This is a genomic window from Citrobacter freundii complex sp. 2024EL-00216 (assembly GCF_043945515.1).
GTDB lineage: Bacteria > Pseudomonadota > Gammaproteobacteria > Enterobacterales > Enterobacteriaceae > Citrobacter > Citrobacter portucalensis.
Genome location: NZ_JBIMRA010000006.1, coordinates 294,355 through 316,920, shown reverse-complemented (window position 1 = coordinate 316,920; position 22,566 = coordinate 294,355). Strand labels below are relative to the sequence as shown.

Below are 22,566 nucleotides of genomic sequence, written 5' to 3'. Positions count from 1 at the left end.
TCTGAGGCAGCACCTGGCACGGCTGGGACGGAAGTCGCTGTCGTTCTCAAAATCGGTGGAGCTGCATGACAAAGTCATCGGGCATTATCTGAACATAAAACACTATCAATAAGTTGGAGTCATTACCTAAGAGGCATTACTGATGAATAACGATGAACAAATAACAATAATGTGTAGAAATAAATTCTCTAAAAAACAGATTAATAACCTAAATAAATTATCATAAAAATTCTCAACATCATTATATGACACGGTTTCTGAACTGGTAAGATGCTTTCCCCGTTCTTCATTTATTCATATTTTCTCTCTCATTATTATAATTTATCAGTACCTTAATGATATCAAACAAGACTATTATACCCCATCACTTATCTTTCTTTATGTTGGAATATTGTGCTTTATATATTTAATACTTCATATATTTGCACCATTACCCCAAGGATATAAAGCAAGAAAAATCATAAAAAAACCAGAGAAAAATAGATTCCTAATAGGAATCACACATTACATTATAATTTAATGGTTAATATAGGTTTTATAGCCAATTTTATAAGTTCACATTGCACACACAGGGATGTTTTTAATTTAGCGGACACATAAACCACTAAATATATAAAAAGACAATAATAATTAATACAATTAAAAAAATCAAGTCTTCTCGCAAACATCCCCTTGACTATAAATGGGATTTGAAAAAACAGCATACCAAAAAAAATAATCAAGGCATGTTGTAACGCCCTCTTAGCTGATAAGCAAATTATATCATGCAAGTCATTTAAATTTACTTGCATTGAGGATTCTTTATCTTTGATTTTTTTGAACATATAGAGTTCTTTTGGAGGAAACTCGACCTCTTGTATTTTATCTTTCAATTTAACGTTTTTAATTTCCTTTCAGCACCTCGATGACAAGAAAAAAGCATAGGAATATTTATATCAAACCACTAAAGAAAGACCCCGTCCTAGAGGCATTTCTTTTGGATATTTCGAAAATTATTCCCATCAAATAACCCCGTGATGGCAACATCACCATCACAGGGGTTGCGCGGTTATTCCTTCACCACAATCAGCGGTTCAATATCGCTCTCTTTTTTAATCACCAGCGACTCGTCACCGCGCAGGCAGGTACCGCCGTAGTTACCACCTACGGTAAAGGTACAAACCTGGATATATTTACCGGCAACTTTTGGCAGACACCAAAGCTGCTGATAAATGTTCTTCTGCTCGGCAAACTTACCGCTGGTTTTATCCAGTAGCTCTTCCTGATGACTCACAAGATCGATGTTGCTGCCACAACGTCCTGCAATAGGTTTCACCGCATAACCGGTTTGCGCCAGCTCTTCATTAACAGTGAAATCCGTATCTAGCAGATAACGGTGGTGCGGGAACAGTTGCCAGAGGATCGGCAGAATCGCTTTGTTGCCAGGGATAACCGTCCACAGAGGTTCGAAGACCAGCACTTCCGGGCGCAGCAGCACGTCGATTAAACGCACTTCCTGATTCGTATGCCCGGTACGAATTGGCACCGCGGCGTACTCCGTTTCGCTGACCTCGCGCACCTGCTCAATTGCGGTTTCCCACGCCCAGGTCTTCCAGACGCAGTTCACCAGACGGCCATCACCGTCAATCAGCTGACCGGCATCATCCCAGCACAGTTCATCCAGACCTCGCAGAATTTTGCTGTCAAACCCGGCCTGACGCAGCGCCTGCTGCATAAACTGCGCGTGATAGTTTTCCTCGATATCCTTATCCTGCATGATGTGGACAAACGGACGTGCACGGCTGTGCTTCCAGGCACCCGCCAGTTCGTTGATCAACCCTTCAGCCGGGTTGTGTCCCTGCCCTGTGTAACCACGCTCGGCCCATCTTTCGAGAATCAAACCGGCTTCGGTATGACACGATGCGGAATCGGCGTTGTACTCATACACCTTCAGTCCACGTTCATCCATACAGAAATCCATACGCCCCGTAATCATATGATGCCGACGACGCTGCCAGGAAAGGCGCAGGCGCGGCCAGAGGATTTTCGGGATATCAAACAGCGCCAGCAGGTTGTCGTCTTTCAGCACCTTGTCGGTCGCATGCAGATACATCAGGTGCAGCTCGTTGGTGGCTTTAATCAGCTCCTGCTCGGCGCTCTCGGTAATGGTGAAGTACTGATGGGGGTCCTGATTAATCACATGCCCATTCGCCAGCACGTAGGCTTTTTGCAGCGGATCCTGCTCATTCAGCCATTTACCGTCAAATTGCCCGTTATCTTCCAGTCGCGCGCCGCCAATTTTCAGCGAGTCATTGGCGATCTCCGGCTGCGGTAGGCTGAAACGGGTATCATCGGTCTGGATCATCCAACCAAGAATAGTCGTATCGTCAAAGGTATCACGCAGGGTGTAACAACCGTTCTCAACCACCATCTCCAGTTCGCGGGTCCACTGCTGTCCGGGAGGCAGCGGCGTATGGAGCACGTTCTGTTCGGCAATACGGATTTTGTTTTCCAGCAACTGGGTGACGACCGCCACATGCCCGGTATCTTTAAATTCACCGCCTTTTTGCCAGATAAGCAGAGCCCCTGCTACCGGCGCGCGGGGCGAACCATTCGGAAATGCCTGTAACGGTAGGATGTTGTCATTCACTACTTCGCGCAGGAAGCGTAAGGAGAAGATCTCCCAGGCCATACCCACATCGGTGAAGACCATGCCATAGTTAAGGAAGAGAAAGCGGCGTGCGAACTCTACGCACTGCCATTTGTGGCCCATGTATTCATCGTCGATATAGCTGCGAAATGCTGCATCATCGTCGTAGTCCCGTGGGTCGAGGGAGCTGTAATCTGAAGAGTAGATTGCTACGCCACCTGGGGCATAGCCCAATAATGTCCCGAATGGGGCATCCTGACTGGTCGTTCCTTTGCTCATGCACCTTACCTCAAAACAATACAGCCTGAGCAGGTTGGCGTGAATTTTTCGCTCTGATTGCCTGCTCTGCGACACTAACCGGACAGAGGTCGACATCATCATACACCTCAACGCAGCGGCTGGCGCTCAGAGGCGAAAAATTCACAGCAGGAACTACGCTTTGGTCAGGGTGACCGGTACGCTTTTATACGCCGGAGTCAAACTTTGTGTATCTACCGCATCCAGCGAAAGCAGGACATTCGCTTCAGGCAGATAAGCGCCAATTGAGCCAGCCGCCATGTTGTAAATCACCACCGTTAAGCCGTACATGATGCGATCCGCGCAGGGCTGACCGTTGTCGTCCAGCGCCTGAACGTTGACCACATCACCCTGGCTCAGACCGCGGCTCGTCGCTTCTTCGGCGCTTAAAAACACCACATCCCGACGGCCAGTAATGCCACGATAGCGATCGTTCATCCCATAAATCGTGGTGTTGTACTGATCGTGGCTACGCAGCGTCGCCAGAACCAGTGCATCAGCAGGCTGATGTTCCCGCTCTACCGCCCGCTGATGGCTGACGATAAAGTTGGCTTTGCCATTCTCCGTTCGCCATTCACGGCGCGAAGCAGGCGTATCCATACGAAATCCGCCCGGCTCGGCAATACGTGCGTTGTAATCGTGGAACGCCGGGATCACGGCTTCAATGGCGTCACGGATCAACGCGTAGTCCCCGGTAAATGCTTCCCAGCTGATCGGAGAATGCGGCAGCGTGGCACGCGCCATGCCCGCCACAATCGCGGGCTCCGATTTTAGCCAGCGGGAAGCCGGCTTCAGCGCGCCACAGGAAGCGTGGACCATCGACATAGAATCTTCGACGGTCACCGACTGGATCCCCGTCGCCTGCATGTCGTGCTCCGTTCGGCCTAATGCAGGTAGCAGGTAGTTATGCTTTGCCAGCAGCAGATGCGATCTGTTCAGTTTGGTCGCCACATGGACCTGCAGATCCAGATTTTTCATCGCCGCAAAGGTACGCTGCGGCTGGGGCATCGCTACCGCCAGATTGCCGCCCATGCAGATGAGCGCTTTTGCGTCTCCCCGCTCGATGGCCCGAATGCTCTCCACGCTGGAGCGTCCATGTTTGCGCGGAACGCGGATAGAAAAATGCTTCTCAAGGCGTTGCAGGAAGTCTTCGGACGCCGCTTCGTTGATCCCCACAGAACGATCGCCCTGCACGTTAGAATGGCCGCGTAACGGGCAGATCCCCGCCCCCGGCTTACCCATATTGCCTTTCAGCAACAACAGATTTACCAGCTGCTGGACGTTCTCGGTGCCGTTTTTATGCTGAGTGATGCCCAGACCATAACAAACAATCGTGGCGCTGGATTTACTGTAGCTGTGCGCCAGATCTTCCATCTGACTGCGCGTCAGACCCGAGTCCTGTTCCAGCTCCGCCCAGTGATGCTGACGTAAGTCGTCATACAGCGCTGCATATCCCGCGGTATGTTGGTCGATAAACGCATGATCGAGCGTCGGCTGCTGATCCAGTAGGATCCGCGCTTCGTCCATTTCGATCAGCGCCTTCATTATGCCTTTGAGCAACGAGGCGTCTCCGCCCATTTTTACCTGGTAGTAGTCGTTGCTCAGCTCCGTCGCCTGACCGGTGAACATCTCTTTCGCGCTTTGCGGGAAGCTAAAGCGCTCAAGCCCCCTTTCGTTCAGCGGGTTGATGGAGATAATTTTGGCTCCACGTTTGGCAACGTCGCGTAAGGTGGTCAGCATGCGTGGATGGTTAGTACCAGGGTTATGCCCGATACAAATCACCAGATCGCAGTGGTCAAAATCATCAAGTTCAACGGTCCCTTTCCCAAGGCCAATGGCTGGCGTTAGCCCTGCGCTGGTCGGTCCGTGGCACATGTTTGAGCAATCAGGAAAGTTGCTGCTACCATATTCGCGGGCAAACAGCTGATACAGGAACGCCGCCTCATTTGACGTTCTGCCGGAGGTATAAAACTCAACCTGTTGTGCTGAATCATAGCTGCGCAGACGCTCGCCGATCTCCCGAAAGGCGATATCCCAATCCACCGCCTGCCAGGTGTCTGACACTGCATCGTATTTCATTGGATGCGTCAAACGACCAATGTTTTCCAGTTCATAATCGCTGTAGTGCCAGAGTGTGGAAACCGGGTGACGACTGAAAAATTCCGGTGACGCTTTCTTACTGGTTGTCTCCCAGGAAACCGCCTTAACGCCATTTTCGCACAGCTCCATTGGCGCACGATGCCCGGGGTCCGGCCACGCACAACCCGGACAATCGAACCCTTTCACCTGGTTCATTTTGAACATCGCGATAATGTCGCGCGCGACAGCCTTTTGCGAAAACACCGAAGCAGTGACGGCTTTTACCGCACCCCACCCACCCGCAGGGCCCTGATAACCGCTTACTCCTGGAACACCATTTTTCATTATTACTGCTTATTCACCGCCAATTTTTGATGGTGAATACGGTAGCAATTTCCGTCCAACATTGATTTCCTCTTCATGGAGTACGGGCCAGGTACAATGAACGGGTTAGATTTATCTTCCCCTTTCAGCACAAAGCGACATAAAGTCCCAATCTGTTAAATTGAGTTCTACCTAACTGCTACACTGCATCAACACAACCACTCAGAAGGCAGGTCAATATGTCAGACAATACCTATCAGCCCGCGAAAGTCTGGACGTGGGAAAAATCGAACGGCGGCGCATTCGCCAATATCAACCGCCCGATTTCCGGCGCCACCCACGAAAAAACGCTGCCGGTTGGCAAGCATCCGCTGCAGCTCTATTCGCTGGGTACACCAAACGGGCAGAAAGTGACGATTATGCTGGAGGAGCTGCTGGCGCAGGGCGTGAAGGGCGCGGAATACGATGCCTGGATTATTCGCATTGGCGATGGAGATCAGTTTTCCAGCGGCTTTGTTGAGGTGAATCCGAACTCGAAGATCCCGGCACTGCGCGACCACTCGCAAAACCCACCGGTTCGCGTATTCGAATCTGGCGCAATTCTGCTCTATCTGGCGGAAAAATATGGTTATTTCCTGTCGCAGGATTTGGCAAAACGTACTGAAACGCTGAACTGGTTGTTCTGGTTACAGGGTGCGGCGCCGTTCCTCGGCGGTGGTTTTGGTCACTTCTATAACTATGCGCCGGTAAAAATTGAGTACGCTATTAACCGCTTCACGATGGAAGCCAAACGCTTACTCGACGTACTGGATAAGCAGTTAGCACAAAATCAGTTTGTGGCAGGAGATGAATACACCATTGCCGATATGGCGGTTTGGCCGTGGTTTGGCAATGTGGTGCTGGGTAACGTGTACGACGCGGCAGAGTTCCTCGATGCAGGAAGTTACAAGCACGTGCAACGCTGGGCAAAAGAGGTTGCCGCGCGTCCGGCAGTTAAGCGAGGTCGTATTGTAAACCGCACTAACGGGCCGCTAAACGAGCAGCTTCATGAACGTCATGACGCCAGCGACTTCGACACCAATACCGAAGATAAGCGCCAGGGTTAACGCAAGATGCCGGATGGCGGCATAAATGCCTTATCCGGCCTACATAGAAGGCGTAGGCCTGATAAGCGTAACGCCATCAGGCACTAACCGATTGTCACGCGCTGGTGACGTCGTACTCCATGCGGCGAAGTGCGTCTAACGTGGCTTTAGCTTCATCTTCATCAATGATGCTCATGGCGAACCCTACGTGCACCAGCACCCATTGCCCGACCAGCTCAGCGGTATCACCTTCACAAATCAGGGCAATATTGACATCACGTTTGATGCCGCACACTTCAACCTGCGCAAGCTGGTGAATATCTTCACCAACGGCCAGAACCTGACCAGGGACTCCAATACACATATCTGACTCCGCCCCATAGCAACCTATGGGTTATTCGACTTCAATACTTTTCACTTTCAGTGAATCGCCTGCATCAACCCGCAGACGATCGCCCTGACATAGTGGACACTGCGCATCATGCTGGGTGATTTCCACAACCTGACTGCAATCCCAGCACCATGCCTGGGCTGGTTTGTAATCAATATGCAGCTCACACCCTTGCGCCAGCGTGCCCTGACAGACGATGTCGAAACTGAAACGGACGGCGCTCTCTTCAACGCACGAGAGCGCTCCGATCTCCAGCCAAACGCCGGTTACACGTTTGACACCGTGCTGCTCTGCCTGCTGTTGAACAATCTCAACCGCGCTCTGACAAAGGGACAGCTCATGCATTTTCGCAGTTCCGACGACCCAGCAGCAGCGCGCGGCGATTTAGCTGCGGCGCATTCGGATCGCTCACCGGCAGCGATAACAGCATGCGCGCGCAATCGTCAGTCAGACGCACACCTTCTTGCGCCGACATACTGTGCGAAAGCGGCGACATCAGTGAACAGGAAAGGTATTGCGATACGCCCTCCAGTTCACCAACGGTAAAGGTCATCTCGCCATACGGCAGACGCAGCCCGATTTTTTCGCTGACTTTACGCACCGGCCAGATCTGGTCCGGTCCGGGGAAAATCAGTGCGCTGAGCATCCAGGGTGTGATAACACACCCCGTCCACTGTCCTTCAAACAGCGTAAAATCAGAGACATATACCGGCATATTCGGATGCAAGAAAGAGAGATCGTGCATCGAACGCCGGGCAACCTCTTCAAACGCTGCCTGAATCTGCGTCTTCGGGGCCGTCTGAAAACCGACAAACTCCTCAGACATGAGCCGCCTCCCGAGGGATCGCTTCAACGCCTGATTCGCGAAGCGCGGCAAGAACCTGCTCCAGCGCAGGTTCAATCATCGCTTCAACCGTTGGCGTTAGCCCGATATGCGGTTCCAGCGATTCCGGAATAACGCCGACTAAGGTCAGCTTTTTCGGAAACTCGCCGGTAAAACGCAGGGCCGACAATACGTCGGCCAGGCCAAGCTGGTGCGGTGAGATTTTGTTGGTAAACAGCGCTGGGATCTCTTCATCCCGCAGGACCATCATCGTTCCTGGCGTGTTTTTCTTCGACACAATGGCGTCAGCAATGATCAGATGATCTCTGTTCGCCATATCGCCGAGAAGCTCCATCCCAGCCGTACCACCGTCCAGAACATCAACAAAGTCTGGCAGGATGTACCGTTGCTCTAATGCCTCAACGATACGTACCCCGATGGCTTCGTCGGTCAGCAAAATATTGCCGACCCCTAAGACTAATATCCGCATTACAGAACCTTAACTGAGACCACTTCGTTCCCGTCAACGTCCACCACATGCACCGCACATGACATACAAGGGTCGAAGGAGTGAATGGTACGAACCACTTCCAGCGGTTTGTTTGGATCGGCAATCGGCGTACCTACCAGCGAGCGCTCATACGGTCCCACTTCATCATTAAAGTTACGTGGGCCAGAGTTCCAGGTTGACGGTACAACCGCCTGGTAGTTGCTGATAATGCCGTCTTTAATCACCATCCAGTGAGACAGCATACCGCGTGGCGCTTCGAGGAAACCAACACCTTTGAATTCGCCTGTTGCCGGAATATCCGGTTTCACGAAGGTGGTGTGGTCGCCTTTACCGATGTTCACAATCAGCGCGTTGTACTGATCCTGCAGAACGTTCTGCAGTTCACAGCAGTGAACGGTACGGCCAATAATACGGCCCAGCGTAGAGTGCAACTGCGACACTTCGATAGTTTTACCGGTCAGCTTGGTGTAAATCGCGATGATTTCATTCAGCTTGGCATGGGTAGACTCGCGTTTGGCCGCCAGTTTACACAGCATGTTGGCCAGCGGACCCACTTCAACCGTTTTACCGTAGAAAGTAGGCGCTTTAACCCAGGAGTATTTGCCATCATCTGACCAACCGGTGTAATCAGGAACCGTTGTGCCTTCCCACGGAGCCTGCGGCGCTTCGTCTTTGTACCACGCGTGTTTCGCACTCTCCTGAATCCCTTTGATCAGGTACTCATCGGAGTGAGAGGTGATCGGACGATAGGTCGACAGATCAGCATCGGTGATATAACCGCCCGGGAACAGGAAGCTGCCGTTTTTACCGTCTGTCGGGAATTCCGGCGCACTCAGATAGTTAACCGCACCCTGACCACGTTCCAGCCACTCAGGATAGAACGCAGCAATAACCGCGGTATCAACCTTGTACACCTGCTCAACGAAGTCGCTCAGCTTATCGATGAAGGACTTGATGTACATCAGGCGTTCAAGGTTCAGCACGCCGAGGCCGTCAAGGTTAATTGGGTTAGCAACCCCACCTACCGCCAGGTTCTGGATGTGCGGCGTTTTACCGCCCAGCAGTGCCACAACGCGGTTGGCATCACGCTGGCATTCCAGCGCTTGCAGGTAGTGTGCGACCGCAATCAGGTTCACTTCCGGCGGCAACTGCATTGCCGGGTGACCCCAGCAACCGTTAGCAAAAATGCCTAACTGACCGCTGGCAACAAGATCTTTGATCTTGTTCTGAACCTTGGTGAACTCTTCTGCGCTGTTCAGGTGCCAGGAGGACACGCCGTTCAGCATGGCAGACGCTTTCGCTGGGTCGGCTTTCAGTGCAGAGGTGATATCCACCCAGTCCAGCGCAGACAGCTGATAGAAGTGAACAATGTGGTCATGCGTGGTGTGCGCGGCCAGAATGATGTTACGGATATACTGTGCGTTCACCGGAACATCAATATTCAGCGCGCTTTCTGCTGCACGAACGGAAGAGATAGCGTGAGTGGTCGTACAAACGCCACAGATACGCTGCACAATCATCCAGGCATCGCGCGGATCGCGGTTTTTCACGATCTCTTCCATGCCGCGCCACATGGTACCGGAAGCCCATGCTTTAGATACCACGCCATTTTCGATTTCGCAGTCGATGCGTAAATGACCCTCAATACGGGTTACCGGATCAATAGTAATTCTCTGGCTCATGCTTTGCTCGCCTCATGACGATTTTGATCGTTTTGTTTTAAAGGAGGAAGTATCGGCAGTAGACGAATGAGTACGATGTATGCACAAATCTCAATAGCCACAAAACCAATAGAAATCAACAGCTCTTCCCAGGTCGGGAAGTAGTGGTAGCCACCACCAGGATTGAACGCCACCAGCGAATAGGACAGACGCCATGTTGCACAACCCAGCAACGCGCTCAGCGCAGACAGATACAGCATGCGCGAGTCATTACGCAGCTTAGTGACGCGCAGCACCATCAGTGGGAAGACCATCAGCACGACTTCAAGCCAGAACATCAGGGAGTAAAGATCGCCTGAGAACGCATAGGACAGCTTGTCGCGATAGATCAGTTCGCCAAAGCGCAGGACGACGAAAATCGCCAGCAGCACGCTGATGGTATTCGTCAGCTTGATGAACAAACTTTTCTCGTCCGGACCGTTACCTTTCAGACCGGCTTGTACCAACGAGCCTTCAAAGATGACGATCGAGAAGCCCATAATAAAGGCGGTTAATACCGAGAAAAGCGGCAGCATTTCATAAGCTTGCCATAGTGGATGCACCTTATAACCCGCAGAAATCATCAATGAACCCATTGAAGACTGGTGCATGGTTGGCAGCAGCGCGCCGAGGGCAATAATAAAGAACATCACTTTATTCAAACGTTTGAGGGATACTTTCCACCCCAGACGTTCAAACAGAGCCGGAGCAAATTCCAGCGCCATGATGCCGATATAGATGGTCATACAGACCGCCGTTTCGAACAGTACTGAGTTCACGTTGAAGTGACCCGGAATGTAGAAATACGGCAGGTTCCAGTAACGACCGACGTCAATGGTGATCGACAGACCACCCAGCGAGTAGCCAAACAGGCTCGCCAGCAGCGCCGGACGAACCAACGGATGGTATTGGCCTCTGTTGAAAACATACACCGCCCACGCCAGCGCCCAACCACCGCACGCGAAGCCAGTACCAATCAACAGGTCAAACGCGATCCATACACCCCATGGGAAACCGCCGTTCAGATCGGAGACTGAGCCCAGTCCGAAGACCAGACGTTTCACGATCAGGAGCATACACAGGACGATAAGCGGCCCAAAAATAATGACCGGTTTGCTGATTATTTTTCCGCCCAGCGGTTTAGGATCATGACTCATGATCGTCTCCTCCATCGTGATGGTCGTTTTTCGTGTTACGACGAACCAGCACGGTTAAGCCCGCCAGCGCAGCCAGGGGTAATATCATGCCCTTGTACAGGGAATGTTGAACATGTTCGGAACGCGCACCAGTTGAAAGATCATCCAGCTTCGGCAGATCCAAATCCTCGTAAGGAACACCCGTCAGTACCATAACCTGCGTACCACCACCTTCTTTCTCACCGTACAGGTGCGGGTAGTACTTCGGTACCGTATGCAGATAGGTATCGCCTGCTTTCACCGTCTGACGCGGATAGTGGTATTCGCTACCAGGCTTCAGCGCGAGACGTTTTTTCGCCTCAGCCATCAGCTCTTCACGCGTACCAAAAATCACCGCACCGGCTGGGCACACTTCAACACAACCCGGTAAACCACCTTTGTCCAGACGCTCAACACCTTTCTGGTTACACAGTTCACATTTGTGAAGCGCACCAAACGGGTTGTTGTAGTCGTACTTAGGCACGTTGTACGGGCAGGCGACCATGCAGTAACGACAGCCCGTGCAGACATCTTTGTCATAATGGACGATGCCGGTTTTCGGATCTTTCTTCAGCGCGGAGACCGGGCAAACGGAAACGCAGTTCGGATCAACACAGTGCATGCACTGTTTCTTGATGTATGCGTAACCATTTTCTTCCTGGTCTTTGTTAACGCCTGTTCCGCTACGCCACACCTGAATGATGTTATTGGTATACGGCGACAGTTTGTCGTTGTTCGACCAGGTTTGCTCGCCTTCCGGGTTACGCGCCGGGAAGTTGATATCCTGACACTTGGTGACACAGGCCTGGCAGCCTACGCACAGCGTCGAGTCATAGAGCATCCCAAGAGAACCAGGGATCGGCGGACGGTTTTCTGCAGCCGCATGGCTGATGGACGGCGCTGCGCCCAACAGCAATGCCCCGCTGGAGGCTGCTTTAATAAAGTTACGTCTGTTCACGGTTATTCTCCCCGTGAGTCAGCGTTATCTTTCTTCTGCTGACGCCCCAGTTCACGAACCGCCATCACGCTGACACCGGCAACCAGTCCTACTACGCCACCCAGCAGTCCAATCGCTCCGGCAGAAACATTGCCGCCTTCTTTCATGTTGACGTCAGGTTTCTCGGAACGCGGCGTTTGGTTTTCTACATGAGCAAGCTGGTGAATACCTTTATGGAAGCCGACGCCTTCTTCGTTACAGCCGTAGCAAGGGTGACCGATAGCCACCGGCCACACGCCGCCCACATCGCAGAATTGCAGCGTTGAGCAGTTGCCGTAGGTTTCTGGTCCTTTACAGCCCAGATGGTAGAGGCACCAACCTTCACGGTGGCCTTCATCACCAAACTCTTTAGCAAAACGACCAGCATCGAAGTGCGGGCGACGTTCGCAGTGTTCGTGAATCAAACGGCCATAGGCGAATGTCGGACGGTTTTTGGTATCCAGCTTCGGCGGCTTACCATAAGTGATGATATGCGCGACCGTTGCGAGGAAGTTATGCGGGTTCGGCGGACAGCCGGGGATGTTGATGATGGTTTTGCCTGGCAGAACTTCTTGCAGGCCGACGGCACCCGTTGGGTTAACGCCAGCGGCAGCAACACCACCCCACGCGGCGCAAGAGCCGATGGCAATGATAGCGGCTGCGCCTTCTGCGGCCCGGCGGATGTGATCCACGATCGGCTCGCCGGCAACCATGCAGTAAATACCATTATCTTTCAGTGGGATAGAACCATCTACTACCAGAACATATTGCCCTTTGTACTTCTCCAGAGCGTTATGTTTGTTCTCTTCGACCTGATGGCCGAAGGCGGCAGAGAGCACCTCATGGTATTCCAGAGAGATTGTCTCCAGAACGAGGTTTTCCACTGTAGGGTGTGTCGCGCGAAGCAGCGATTCAGTACAACCCGTACACTCCTGAGCACCAATCCAGATAACCGGTGGGCGCTGAGGACGAGAAACTGATTCGGCCATTTCTGCGGCGGCTTTGCTACTGAGCCCCATGGTAGCGGCCAGTGCTGCACAAAGCTTCATGAAATCACGGCGATTAATGCCGCTCGAATTGATGAGAGAGTTATCTCCAGTCATTTTATAGTTATTCCGTTGCGAAGACCTGGCTTTTATTTTGCACCATTCGCATGTTGCATATTGCGATCGGCGCGCCATTACCACACTTTTTATATGGTTATGTGCATTATAATACTTCGGCGGAGCAACAAAACGAAGGCGTAGGTCAATAGTGTAATTAATTAAAGCAAGATAATACCCCTTTCGGATCAAGCTTCGAGTCGATAGCCGGCCATGAAAAACCGAATTGTTGTACTGGACTGGTTCTCTTTAAAGAAATCCATCACCATCTCTTTATCCAGCCCATAACGGCGCGTCAGGATCCCTGCTTCCCACGCGCTGAGCTGTCGATCGCCCGTTTTTTCAAACATTCGATGTGAAAATCCCAGCACAAAACCACGCTTATAATCCGCACAAAAATTCGCCACTGAGCGTGCACTGTCCGCACTTGAGGCGTTTAATCCGGCCATCAGACCTTTACCAAAATGGTTGTCCATGCATAACCTCCAATCGCTATATAATAAATTATATAGCGATTTTTTAAGCAAAAACCAGAGGTATCACGAACTTTTTATAACGGCTTAAAAGGACACCCACTCATCCGTTTTAGCGGCCGCAGACGTTTTGCTGTCTGCTGAAGAGGAAGTGGTTTGGCTGGCTGCGTATTGCACATCATTAGCGGAAAGGCGGAACTGTTGCACCGAGCGTTGCAGCTCCTCTGTTTGTCGTTCCAGCGCCACTGCCGCGGCGGAAACTTGTTCTACCAGCGCAGCATTCTGTTGCGTTACGCTGTCCATCTGCGTGATCGCCACGCTCACCTGCGAGATACCCTTATTCTGTTCTTCCGAGGCAGAGGCAATTTGCTTCATGATGACAGTCACTTCGGTGGCGCCGCGCAGAATCGCCTCCATGGTTAATCCTGTTTCTTTAACCAGACGAGCACCCTGATCAACACGACGCGATGACTCGCCAATCAGCGTCTCAATCTCTTTCGCCGCCCCGGCGCTGCGACTGGCAAGGTTACGTACTTCACCGGCGACGACGGCAAAACCGCGCCCCTGCTCGCCTGCCCTGGCTGCTTCAACCGCCGCGTTCAGCGCCAGAATGTTGGTCTGGAAAGCAATGCTATTAATAACTGACGTGATTTCCGCGATCTGTTTAGAGCTGGCGGCAATGCCGTCCATCGTCTCTACCACTTCTGAAACCAACGTGCTCCCTTTGCCTGCCGTTTCTGTGGCCGTATCGGCAAGTTGGCTGGCTTCACGCGCATTTTCTGCGTTCAGTTTTACCGTTGCGGTCAGTTGCTCCATGCTGGCAGCGGTCTCTTCCAGTGCCGCAGCCTGCTCTTCAGTACGTGAGGAGAGATCGTTATTGCCGGTCGAAATTTCCGTCGCCCCTCGCCAGATGTTGTCACTACCTGAACGGATGGTACTGACGGCTTCACGTAGGCTATCCTGCATCGCGCACAATAACGGCACCAGTTGACCCACACAGTTACGACCAAAATCTTCGATGGGATGGCTGAGATCGCCCTGCGCAATCTGCTGGAACTGTTGGCGAATACGTCCCAGCGGTTTCACCATCATGGAAACAAGGTAGCGGTCGGTAAAGAAAAGGAGGGCAATCCCAAGGATAACGGCGGTGATAATTAGCGTCCGGATGATAGAGGTTTTGCCATCGACCATCACGCGGGTGGTATCGAGTCGCTCACCTGCCGTGGCGTTAAAACGCTCGGCACTGGCGCCAAATTCACGGCTCAACGCAGGTGTAATAGTGCTGGCATGCTCAGCAAAGGCCGTAAGCGTTCCCTGCTGCGCCAGTTGCATTTGCGGGATCACGCCGTTGTCCAGCAGCGCCTGCCACTTCGTCAGTACTGCGTTAGCGACGTCAGGGTCCATAGGGCCCGGAGATAATGTTTTCATCTCCTGGAGTTTTTTGCTCATATTCTCCAGGGACTGTTGCGCTGGCGCAAAATCAGGCGTTCCGCCACTCATTTTGACATCCATGGCGCGACTTAAGCGCGTTACGAAGCGAAAGTACTGATCGTTGCCCTGACTGAGAACCGTCATCTGATGGACAAGATGACGGTCAATATCATTGCCTTCAGATATTTTTGATAACGAATGAAGACTGAATAAACCCACGCCCGACCAGAGCAGGCAAAAAAGTCCCAGTATTGCCAACATGACAATACGAATAGTGAAGTTTTTCAGCAAACGCATAATAATTTCCTTGCCGTTGATGAGGAATTCGCCATCAGGCGATACTTATCCTTGTTATCGGCAGGCAGTAGAGAAGATATAATGCGTTCTTTATTTTTTTACTTTCTTAAGTACATCCACTATCTCTCCACACTATATCAATATGAATGCTAATGAAATTAGGTAGCATTATTATTCAGGTAATTAGTTATAAGCATTAAATAATCTATTGTTTTCTATAGCAAATATTTGTTAAACCACGCAAGAGTACGTTCCCAGGCTAAATCAGCGGCAGCTTTATCATAACGGGGGGTCGAATCGTTGTGAAAGCCATGATTAACACCGGGATAGATATAGGCTTCATAGACTTTCTTATTGGCCTTAAGCGCCGCTTCATAGGCAGGCCATCCCTCATTAATACGTGTGTCTAATTGCGCATAGTGCAGTAATAAAGGCGCGTTTATTTTAGGGACATCTGATGCAGGAACCTGCCGCCCATAAAAAGGCACCGCGCAGGCCAGTTCAGGGAAAGCCACAGCAGCGGCATTCGACACACCACCACCGTAGCAAAATCCGGTAATACCTACCTTTCCCGTCGTCCCTGAATAATGTTGCATAAATTCAATGGCGGCAAAAAAATCATTCATCAACTTTACGGGATCAACCTGCTGCTGCAATTCCCGACCTTTATCATCATTGCCAGGATATCCTCCTACCGAACTTAATCCATCCGGTGCAAGTACCATAAAGCCCGCCTTCGCCACCCGTCTCGCCACATCTTCAATATACGGATTCAGCCCACGATTCTCATGCACTACCACCACCGCCGGAACTTTCCCTGTCACCTTCGCAGGTTTAACTAAATATCCCCGCACATCACCATGCCCTTCAGGCGAAGGATAGGTTATATATTCCGCCAGAATATCGGGATCGGTAAATTCTACCTGCGTTGCGAGGGCATAATTGGGTTTCAATAAATTGAATAAAGCCAACGCCGTCATGCCACCCACTGCATATTTCGCTGCCAGATTGAGAAACTCGCGTTTCGTTATTTTGCCATGCGCGTAATAGTCATAGTAGTCGAGCAGTTCTTGCGGAAAATCTTTGGCAGTCAAACGCGGCATCGTCGCACTCCTGATTGATGTTTTTTTAAGCAAAGCACAGTGACCTGTTTTTGCCCAGTTTTTCATCTCAGTGTGACCTGGTGAACGGGATATTCACCGTGAACCCGCTAGAATAGAAACGTTGTTTCGAAATTCACCTGCACTAAGGAGATCTCATGGCCTGGTTTGCCAATCCTGAACGTTACGAGCAGATGCTCTATCGTTACTGTGGGCGCAGCGGTTTGCGTTTACCCGCGCTATCGCTGGGTTTATGGCACAGTTTTGGGCACGTTCAGGCGCTGGATTCACAGCGCGCCCTGTTGCGTAAAGCATTTGATTTAGGCATCACGCATTTTGATTTAGCCAATAACTATGGGCCGCCACCAGGCAGCGCAGAAGAGAATTTTGGCCGATTACTGCGCGAGGATTTTGCACACTATCGCGATGAACTGATTATCTCCACCAAGGCAGGCTATGACATGTGGCCTGGGCCATACGGTTCTGGCGGTTCGCGCAAATACCTGCTCGCCAGCCTCGACCAGAGTCTGAAACGCATGGGTCTCGACTATGTCGATATCTTCTACTCTCACCGCGTTGACGAAAATACGCCAATGGAAGAGACCGCCTCGGCGCTGGCCCACGCCGTGCAAAGCGGTAAAGCGCTGTATGTCGGCATCTCATCCTATTCTCCGGAACGTACGCAGAAAATGGCCGAGTTGATGCGGGAATGGAAAATTCCATTGCTGATCCATCAGCCGTCTTACAACCTGCTTAACCGCTGGGTAGACAGCAGCGGCCTGCTGGATACTCTGGAATCCAACGGCATGGGCTGCATCGCATTTACGCCGCTGGCTCAGGGACTGCTGACGGGGAAATACCTCAACGGTATTCCGGAAGGTTCACGCATGCAGCGTGAAGGGAAAAAAGTTCGTGGGTTAACGGAAAACATGCTGACGGAAGAAAACCTTACCAGCCTGCGCTTGCTTAATGAGATGGCGCAACAGCGTGGACAGTCGATGGCACAAATGGCCTTAAGCTGGCTGCTAAAAGACAACAGGGTAACGTCGGTATTGATTGGCGCCAGTCGACCGGAGCAACTGGAAGAAAACGTTCAGGCGCTGGCGAATCTGACGTTCAGCGCCGAAGAACTGGCGCAGATCGATAAGCATGTCGCGGACGGTAAGCTGAACCTGTGGCAGGCCTCATCTGACAAATAACCGTAGGTAACACCGTGCCGGGTGGCGGCGTTAGCCTCCCCGGTACGTAATACGGGCCAGCCAGTCCCTCACACCTCTTCTGCTTTGATTTCTGGGCGCTGATATTCCGGCCACACCAGCGCGACAAGTGCAGGATAGGCTTCCAGGCTGAACTCCCTGAAGCACTGACGTAAGTTAAGCACGTCCAAATCGGCATGCGGGACTTTCTCGCCACTCAGACAGCGTTTTTTAATATTGTCGTAATATTTATACACCGCAGAGTTGAGATCGCTGCAACGCCGCTGTGCATCAAATAGCCCTGGCGTCTCATTCAGCTCCACCATTGTCATCCGTTTGATCGTCGAGTGGATAAAATCGATATATTCGTGATTGACACGCCAATACCAAACCGGAGTAATCGAATTCATCAGTACCGAGAAATGATCTTCACCCTCTTCTTTACTCAGTATTTCCGGCTGGTTTTCAGCGTATCCATTTTCTGCATTACGGTTTTTATTTGCACTGCGCATCAACAAAAGTACCCCGCAGGTCAGCAATAGCAGGGTAATAACAGAATAAAATATACTGTTCATATACTGGCTCCATTTTTTTTGATTTTAAAATTACGCCATGCTATTGTCAACGCGGCATGGTTTATTTAAAACAACATATCATTGGCATCAAAGGATATTTCAACATGCTTCCCGAGCATCTTGTTCCCTCGCGTTTTCACTTATCCAGCTCACCTGACAATACCACCTCCACAGATAATAGTGAAAATTTGACTCAGGGGAAGATAACATTAAGCGATTACGAATCCGATATTTTGATTAGCTCTGCTGCTACCGGCCAGTCACGAAATATGCTATTTGAAGAGTGCGACCGCCATTTAAAAGAGCGTCTATTTCGTGCAGCAAAAATTGAGTCATTCTCTCGCCTGCTCAATTCACTACAGGCAGAAGGCGACATTAATGCACAAGAATTAAGTAAAATTTTGACTCAAAAAACAGCCATCATAAATGAACAGGGCAACAAAATTTGGCTTAATTTAATTACCCGTGAGACCAGCGACCCTATTTTTTATTCTCTGGAAGAGAAATAAAATGAAAGATGTTGAGGATAATAATGTTTATTTGGCTTTAGATAACCATAAAAGCGATGAGTTTGTCTTAAAGCAAAATTTAGCCGTGTTGATTGCCAATAAAACCGCGACACTGGAAAGCGTTGCTCAGGAGATAGTCTCTATTCCCGCTGCACTGGTGCGGATGAAATGGCAAAATCGCCGTGAAATTTACTCGCTACAGGCTAAAGAAGAGATCTACGGTGCCGCGATCGAAGCCATTATGGAGCAGCAACCAGAACTGCGGGACAAAATCATGGCCCGACTGGAAAGCACCTACCAGCATATACTCGCGCGGGAAACGGCCACCTTACGCCTGACGCGAAAGCTGTCTGAAGGGAACTACGAACCCACCAGGATAACCACGGTCGCGTTAGATGAGAACAGATAAGAACAAGTGTGCGAGGGAGTTGAATCAGGAGAGACACGCCGGGTAAGGCGGCAACCATTACCCGGCAATGAGGAAGATTACTTCGCTTTCACAGTCTCTTCGCCAACCAGACCAATCTTCAGGAAGCCCGCCTGATGCAGCGTATCCATCACCTTCATCATGGTCTCATAATCAACGGTTTTATCTGCCCGGAAGAAAATCGTGGTGTCTTTCTTCCCGTCAGTTAACGCATTTAGCTCGTTAATCATGGTTTCATCCGTCACCTGATTGTTGCCAATAAACATACTCTTATCGGCTTTAACTGACAGGTAAACCGGTTTTTCCGGACGCGGCTGCGGCGTGCTGGTGGAGGCAGGGAGATTCACCTTCACATCTACGGTTGCCAACGGCGCGGCAACCATAAAGATGATCAATAAAACCAACATAACGTCGATAAACGGCGTCACGTTGATTTCATGCATTTCACCGTTATCGTCCAGGTTTTCATTAAAGCTCATAGCCATGGAACATTATCCTACACGTAATTTCTGCGCTGCACGTACCGGATGCGCGGACGCGCTTGCATTCAGGTCCAGATCGCGACTTTGCAGCAACAGCACCTGTGCCGCGACGTCGCCCAGCATCGCTTTATAGCTGCCAATCTGACGTGCGAAAATGTTGTAGATAACAACCGCTGGAATTGCTGCGACCAGACCGATTGCGGTCGCTAACAGCGCTTCTGCAATACCCGGCGCAACAACGGCGAGGTTGGTCGTTTGAGTTTGTGCAATCCCGATGAAGCTATTCATGATGCCCCATACGGTACCGAACAGACCGACGAATGGAGAGATAGCCCCGATGGTGGCCAGGTATCCGTTACCGCGGCCCATATGACGACCTACCGCCGCCACACGACGCTCCAGACGGAAGCCGGTACGCTCTTTAATGCCTTCGTTATCGTCGCTGCCTTCTGACAGTTCCAGCTCGTTCTGCGCTTCGTTAATCAACTGTGCGCCCAGGCTTTTGCCATCGAATCCTGCGGCAATTTCACTTGCCTGATCTAAAGAGCGGGCTTCCGCCAGCAGTTGCTGTTCACGCTTAAGGCGGCGTTTCTGAGTAAAGAACTCAAGGCTCTTACTAAAGAAGATAGCCCAGGTGACCACTGACGCCAAAATCAGCCCAATCATCACGCACTTAACCACGATATCGGCGTGCTGATACATACCCCAGACGGAAAGATCCGTCTGCATCAAATTATTACCCACTCTGTATCTCCAGGACGCAAATCACAAAATCTGAGCGTAATCATATCAAAACGACGTCGAATTGATAGTCGTTCTCATTACTATTTACATATTGCCGCACCTTTGGTTTCTTTTCCTTGCGCTTACGCAGTAAAAAAGTCACCAGAAGCATTTTGAGATTATTTTCTACTGTATGACCGTTCTGCAGGATGCGTCATCTTTGATTCATGGTAGTTTAGACATCCAGACGTATAAAAACAGGTAAGACAACATGGCAGATAAGCAACTTGAAACCAAACTCGTTCACGCAGGACGCAGTAAAAAGTACACGCTGGGCTCGGTAAATAGCGTGATCCAGCGCGCTTCTTCGCTGGTTTTTGACACCGTAGAGGCTAAAAAACAGGCCACGCACAACCGGGCGAACGGTGCGCTTTTCTATGGGCGTCGCGGAACCCTGACGCATTTCTCTCTGCAGGAAGCGATGTGCGAACTGGAAGGTGGTGCGGGTTGCGCGCTGTTTCCCTGCGGTGCGGCGGCCGTGGCCAACACCATCCTTGCCTTTGTAGAGCAAGGGGATCATGTGCTGATGACCAACACAGCCTATGAACCCAGTCAGGATTTCTGTACCAAAATTCTCGGCAAGCTCGGCGTGTCCACCGGCTGGTTCGATCCGCTGGTTGGCGCCGATATCGTTAAGCACATACAGCCGAACACGAAAGTCGTATTTCTGGAATCTCCCGGCTCTGTCACTATGGAAGTGCATGATGTTCCAGCTATTGTTGCCGCCGTCAGAAGCGTCGCGCCGGATGCAATCATCATGATTGATAACACCTGGGCTGCCGGGGTGCTGTTCAAAGCGTTGGATTTTGGCATTGATATCTCTATTCAGGCAGGCACCAAATATCTGATTGGTCATTCTGACGGCATGGTCGGCACGGCGGTATCTAATGCCCGCTGCTGGGATCAACTGCGCGAAAATGCCTATCTGATGGGGCAAATGCTGGACGCCGATACCGCCTATATGACCAGCCGTGGACTGCGTACGCTGAGCGTTCGCCTGCGTCAGCACCATGAAAGCAGCTTAAAGGTCGCCGAGTGGCTGGCCAGCCATCCGCAGGTCGCCCGCGTGAACCACCCGGCACTGCCCGGCAGTAAAGGCCATGAATTCTGGAAGCGTGATTTCGCCGGCAGCAGCGGCCTGTTCTCCTTTGTATTGAATAAGAAGCTCAATAATGAGGAGCTTGCTGCGTATCTGGATCACTTCAGCCTGTTCAGTATGGCCTACTCCTGGGGCGGTTTTGAGTCGCTGATTCTCGCCAACCAGCCGGAACACATTGCGGCAATCCGTCCGCAAGGCGAGGTGGATTTCAGCGGAACGCTCATCCGTTTACATATCGGTTTAGAGAATGTTGACGATTTGATTGCCGATTTGGCCGCAGGATTTGCCCGAATCGAGTAAAATTGCCACAGATGGACATATATGCAGACACTTCTGGTGGAAAAGTCTGCAATTGTTGCGTCCGGGATCAAGGCATCCCGGGCAATTCAGGAGTACAATCCACACATAAACGCTGTTCCACAGGAAAGTCCATGGTAGTCATTCAAGATATTGTCTCCGCGCTCTGGCAACACGATTTTGCCGCACTGGCGGATCCGCACGTTGTGAGCGTGGTGTACTTCGTCATGTTCGCCACGCTGTTTTTAGAAAATGGCCTGCTGCCCGCCTCCTTTTTACCCGGAGACAGCCTGTTATTACTGGCAGGAGCGCTGATCGCTCAGGACGTGATGAGTTTTTTACCTACCATAGCTATTCTGACGGCCGCAGCCAGTCTGGGCTGCTGGCTGAGTTATATTCAGGGACGCTGGCTAGGCAACACGCGCACGGTGAAAGGCTGGTTGGCGCAATTACCGGAAAAATACCATCAGCGCGCGACCTGCATGTTTGACCAACACGGTCTGATGGCGCTGCTGGCAGGGCGTTTCCTGGCGTTTGTTCGCACCTTGCTGCCAACGATGGCGGGCATTTCAGGGCTTCCTAACCGTCGGTTCCAGTTTTTTAACTGGCTGAGTGGCCTGCTGTGGGTCACCGTCGTCACCAGTTTCGGCTATGCGCTGAGCATGATCCCGTTCGTTAAACGCCATGAAGATCAGGTGATGACCTTTCTAATGATCCTGCCGATTGCCCTGTTAACCGCAGGATTGTTGGGAACATTGTTCGTGGTGATTAAAAAAAAATACTGTAGCGCCTGAGTATTATCCG

Annotated in this window: 23 protein-coding genes; 7 read left to right on the top strand and 16 right to left on the bottom strand. The window is 51.1% G+C overall.

What is annotated here, in order from left to right:
- Positions 1-112, top strand: a 112-nt coding sequence (locus ACHHZ7_RS10765; protein WP_001691633.1) for an IS1 family transposase, incomplete at its 5' end; no start/stop codon positions are given.
- A 936-nt stretch (positions 113-1,048) separates the two neighbouring features.
- On the opposite strand, the gene gss is transcribed toward ACHHZ7_RS10765, so the two are convergent.
- Positions 1,049-2,908 carry a bifunctional glutathionylspermidine amidase/synthase gene (gene gss, locus ACHHZ7_RS10760; protein ID WP_060683236.1) on the bottom strand — a complete coding sequence of 620 codons (1,860 nt, stop codon included), beginning with the start codon at positions 2,906-2,908 and terminating at the stop codon, positions 1,049-1,051.
- A 153-nt stretch (positions 2,909-3,061) separates the two neighbouring features.
- On the bottom strand, positions 3,062-5,350 hold the full coding sequence (locus ACHHZ7_RS10755; RefSeq protein ID WP_060683235.1) for an FdhF/YdeP family oxidoreductase: 2,289 nt from the start codon (positions 5,348-5,350) through the stop codon (positions 3,062-3,064).
- A gap of 218 nt (positions 5,351-5,568) precedes the next feature.
- Here ACHHZ7_RS10755 and yghU point away from each other — a divergent pair, with 218 nt between their 5' ends.
- On the top strand, positions 5,569-6,435 hold the full coding sequence (yghU, locus tag ACHHZ7_RS10750) for a glutathione-dependent disulfide-bond oxidoreductase (protein ID WP_060683234.1): 867 nt from the start codon (positions 5,569-5,571) through the stop codon (positions 6,433-6,435).
- Between the two features lie 94 nt (positions 6,436-6,529).
- Here yghU and hybG read toward each other — a convergent pair whose 3' ends face one another.
- The 11 genes from hybG to yghX form a co-directional block, all read right to left on the bottom strand.
- Positions 6,530-6,778, bottom strand: coding sequence for a hydrogenase maturation factor HybG (gene hybG / locus ACHHZ7_RS10745; RefSeq protein ID WP_003024459.1), 249 nt, complete (start codon positions 6,776-6,778; stop codon positions 6,530-6,532).
- A 30-nt stretch (positions 6,779-6,808) separates the two neighbouring features.
- Positions 6,809-7,150, bottom strand: coding sequence for a hydrogenase maturation nickel metallochaperone HypA (hypA, locus tag ACHHZ7_RS10740; protein WP_003828349.1), 342 nt, complete (start codon positions 7,148-7,150; stop codon positions 6,809-6,811).
- Positions 7,143-7,631 carry a hydrogenase-2 assembly chaperone gene (hybE, locus tag ACHHZ7_RS10735; RefSeq protein ID WP_008785804.1) on the bottom strand — a complete coding sequence of 163 codons (489 nt, stop codon included), beginning with the start codon at positions 7,629-7,631 and terminating at the stop codon, positions 7,143-7,145. Before hybE ends, hypA begins: the two co-directional genes overlap by 8 nt.
- The gene (locus ACHHZ7_RS10730) at positions 7,624-8,118 is read right to left on the bottom strand and encodes a HyaD/HybD family hydrogenase maturation endopeptidase (protein WP_032944999.1); all 495 of its coding nucleotides are present in this window, start codon (positions 8,116-8,118) and stop codon (positions 7,624-7,626) included. Before ACHHZ7_RS10730 ends, hybE begins: the two co-directional genes overlap by 8 nt.
- Positions 8,118-9,821, bottom strand: coding sequence for a hydrogenase 2 large subunit (gene hybC / locus ACHHZ7_RS10725; RefSeq protein ID WP_003828353.1), 1,704 nt, complete (start codon positions 9,819-9,821; stop codon positions 8,118-8,120). The genes ACHHZ7_RS10730 and hybC overlap by 1 nt, the downstream gene beginning before the upstream one ends.
- Positions 9,818-10,996, bottom strand: coding sequence for a Ni/Fe-hydrogenase cytochrome b subunit (hybB, locus tag ACHHZ7_RS10720; RefSeq protein WP_060683233.1), 1,179 nt, complete (start codon positions 10,994-10,996; stop codon positions 9,818-9,820). Before hybB ends, hybC begins: the two co-directional genes overlap by 4 nt.
- Positions 10,986-11,972, bottom strand: coding sequence for a hydrogenase 2 operon protein HybA (gene hybA / locus ACHHZ7_RS10715; RefSeq protein WP_003828357.1), 987 nt, complete (start codon positions 11,970-11,972; stop codon positions 10,986-10,988). Before hybA ends, hybB begins: the two co-directional genes overlap by 11 nt.
- A 2-nt stretch (positions 11,973-11,974) precedes the next feature.
- Entirely contained in the window at positions 11,975-13,093 is a 1,119-nt protein-coding gene (gene hybO / locus ACHHZ7_RS10710) for a hydrogenase 2 small subunit (protein WP_003024486.1), read from the bottom strand.
- Positions 13,094-13,281: 188 nt separating this feature from the next.
- Positions 13,282-13,569 (bottom strand): DUF2623 family protein, encoded by a 288-nt coding sequence (locus ACHHZ7_RS10705; protein WP_003024490.1) that lies wholly within the window; start codon positions 13,567-13,569, stop codon positions 13,282-13,284.
- Between the two features lie 84 nt (positions 13,570-13,653).
- Complete coding sequence (locus tag ACHHZ7_RS10700) at positions 13,654-15,294, bottom strand: methyl-accepting chemotaxis protein (RefSeq protein WP_008785806.1); 1,641 nt, start codon at positions 15,292-15,294, stop codon at positions 13,654-13,656.
- Positions 15,295-15,509: 215 nt separating this feature from the next.
- Positions 15,510-16,397: a YghX family hydrolase gene (gene yghX, locus ACHHZ7_RS10695; RefSeq protein ID WP_060683232.1), complete on the bottom strand. Its 888-nt coding sequence runs from the start codon at positions 16,395-16,397 to the stop codon at positions 15,510-15,512.
- 155 nt (positions 16,398-16,552) lie between these two features.
- Here yghX and ACHHZ7_RS10690 point away from each other — a divergent pair, with 155 nt between their 5' ends.
- Positions 16,553-17,593: an aldo/keto reductase gene (locus ACHHZ7_RS10690; RefSeq protein WP_032945003.1), complete on the top strand. Its 1,041-nt coding sequence runs from the start codon at positions 16,553-16,555 to the stop codon at positions 17,591-17,593.
- Between the two features lie 68 nt (positions 17,594-17,661).
- Here ACHHZ7_RS10690 and ACHHZ7_RS10685 read toward each other — a convergent pair whose 3' ends face one another.
- The gene (locus ACHHZ7_RS10685) at positions 17,662-18,165 is read right to left on the bottom strand and encodes an ESA_00282 family adhesion-associated protein (RefSeq protein ID WP_008785809.1); all 504 of its coding nucleotides are present in this window, start codon (positions 18,163-18,165) and stop codon (positions 17,662-17,664) included.
- A 104-nt stretch (positions 18,166-18,269) separates the two neighbouring features.
- On the opposite strand from ACHHZ7_RS10685, the gene ACHHZ7_RS10680 reads away from it, so the two are divergent.
- Both ACHHZ7_RS10680 and ACHHZ7_RS10675 read left to right on the top strand, forming a co-directional pair.
- A complete protein-coding gene (locus ACHHZ7_RS10680) occupies positions 18,270-18,674 on the top strand; it encodes a hypothetical protein (protein ID WP_008785810.1) in 405 nt (134 codons plus the stop codon).
- A gap of 1 nt (position 18,675) precedes the next feature.
- Positions 18,676-19,083, top strand: coding sequence for a hypothetical protein (locus ACHHZ7_RS10675; RefSeq protein WP_057068268.1), 408 nt, complete (start codon positions 18,676-18,678; stop codon positions 19,081-19,083).
- Between the two features lie 77 nt (positions 19,084-19,160).
- Here the strand turns inward: ACHHZ7_RS10675 and exbD are convergent, their stop codons facing one another.
- Entirely contained in the window at positions 19,161-19,586 is a 426-nt protein-coding gene (exbD, locus tag ACHHZ7_RS10670) for a TonB system transport protein ExbD (protein WP_008785812.1), read from the bottom strand.
- 6 nt (positions 19,587-19,592) lie between these two features.
- Positions 19,593-20,327, bottom strand: a complete 735-nt coding sequence (gene exbB, locus ACHHZ7_RS10665) for a tol-pal system-associated acyl-CoA thioesterase (protein ID WP_003024507.1) — start codon at positions 20,325-20,327, stop codon at positions 19,593-19,595.
- A gap of 250 nt (positions 20,328-20,577) precedes the next feature.
- On the opposite strand from exbB, the gene metC reads away from it, so the two are divergent.
- Entirely contained in the window at positions 20,578-21,765 is a 1,188-nt protein-coding gene (gene metC / locus ACHHZ7_RS10660) for a cystathionine beta-lyase (protein WP_060683231.1), read from the top strand.
- 131 nt (positions 21,766-21,896) lie between these two features.
- The gene (gene yghB, locus ACHHZ7_RS10655; RefSeq protein ID WP_003024510.1) at positions 21,897-22,556 is read left to right on the top strand and encodes a DedA family general envelope maintenance protein YghB; all 660 of its coding nucleotides are present in this window, start codon (positions 21,897-21,899) and stop codon (positions 22,554-22,556) included.
- The last annotated feature ends 10 nt before the right edge of the window (positions 22,557-22,566 follow it).